The sequence below is a fragment of the Buttiauxella sp. B2 genome (assembly GCF_006376615.1).
In the GTDB taxonomy this organism is placed as follows: domain Bacteria; phylum Pseudomonadota; class Gammaproteobacteria; order Enterobacterales; family Enterobacteriaceae; genus Buttiauxella.
Genome location: NZ_VEXQ01000068.1, coordinates 1 through 1,360, shown reverse-complemented (window position 1 = coordinate 1,360; position 1,360 = coordinate 1). Strand labels below are relative to the sequence as shown.

Annotated in this window: 1 protein-coding gene; it reads right to left on the bottom strand. The window is 49.9% G+C overall.

Annotated elements, in window-relative coordinates:
* Positions 1-1,360, bottom strand: a 1,360-nt coding sequence (locus FH968_RS23505; protein WP_139883893.1) for an Ig-like domain-containing protein, incomplete at both ends; no start/stop codon positions are given.

The window sequence follows — 1,360 nt, the reverse complement described above, 5'->3', positions numbered from 1 at the left end:
CTGCCCGGCATCGTGCCACTGGCCATTCGCCGCCAGGTCAGATACTTTCAGCTCAACCACATCCCCTTTATCACCATTAATAGCCAGTTGTTGCCTGCCATCGTGGATAAACAGATCGGTTTGCGCATTACTGAGAATATCCTCAGCAGTCAGAGACAATGTCTGCTGTCCGTTGCCATTCAGAACCACTGTAGCATGCTGAACATGTGCTCCATCATACAGGCCAGCCAGGGTGACTTCTGCCGACACTTGATGCGTGTCTGCTTGCACAAACTCAGCTTCTTGCATTAATGGCATTGCCATCAGTTGCGCAGACTGAGTCGCGGCATGAGGATAATAATGCCCTGAAATATCATCGATCCAGACATATGTCTGAATTGGAGAGTAAACATAGCCCGGGTTTGTCAAGCTCATCTGCACAGAATCAATATAGCTACCTGCAGGAGCAGTATAGTGAGCTGTTGTGAGTAAACCTTCCACCCATGCATGCACTTCAGTATGCAATGCACTGCCATGTGCATCATAGTAAGTCACTGAAAGTGATTCATTAGTTGTCAAATCGCCAATCTTGAATGATATATCTGAAACAGGATTATGCATGTCAAGCGTTACTTTAGTTCCTTCAGTGAAAGTCATCGCTCTGCTGCTGACAGGTCTTGATACTCCATAATGAGTGTCATTGAAACCTGGGCTATATGCCGAAGTGTTTCCGTGTTGAGCGACTGAGACATCAAAGTGAGCCAGTTGATAAACCGCGGAATTACTGAATGCCTGGTTCTGCAATTCATTAAAATTCTCCGCGAATGCAGTCGGTGTCTCCTGGGCATACCAGATCAACCACGAGTTGCTATGTGCACTGGTCGCCCCACTTCCAGACTCAGCAACGGCGTAATAGTTACGTGCCCCGGCAGTAATATTGACTGCAGAGTAAGCAAGCTCCACAGACCAGTTACCGTGGCTGTCAGCTATGGATTGGCCTCGTAGCTCATTATTACCATCGTAAATATTGACGGTAGCACCAGCCTCTGCAGTACCGTGCATCACCGGGCGACTATCGTCAGTTGTTCCACCGTTGCTGATTTCCCCGGTTCTCGGACCGACATCATCGGTTGCGCCAGTGATAACTGGTGCAGCAATATGTGTGTCGACAGTAAAGTGGATAGCCGCAGATGCTGCACTGGTGTGGCCGTTAACCGCATCTTTCACCACCGTCGTGAAACTGTGGCTGCCGTCGTTCAGTGCCGTCGCCGGGGTGAAGCTCCAGGTGCCGTTACTGGCTGCTGTCGCCGAGCCAATCACTTTGTTGTTGTCGTAAACCAGCACAATATCACCGGCGTCTGCGTGACCGCTCAGTGCCGGT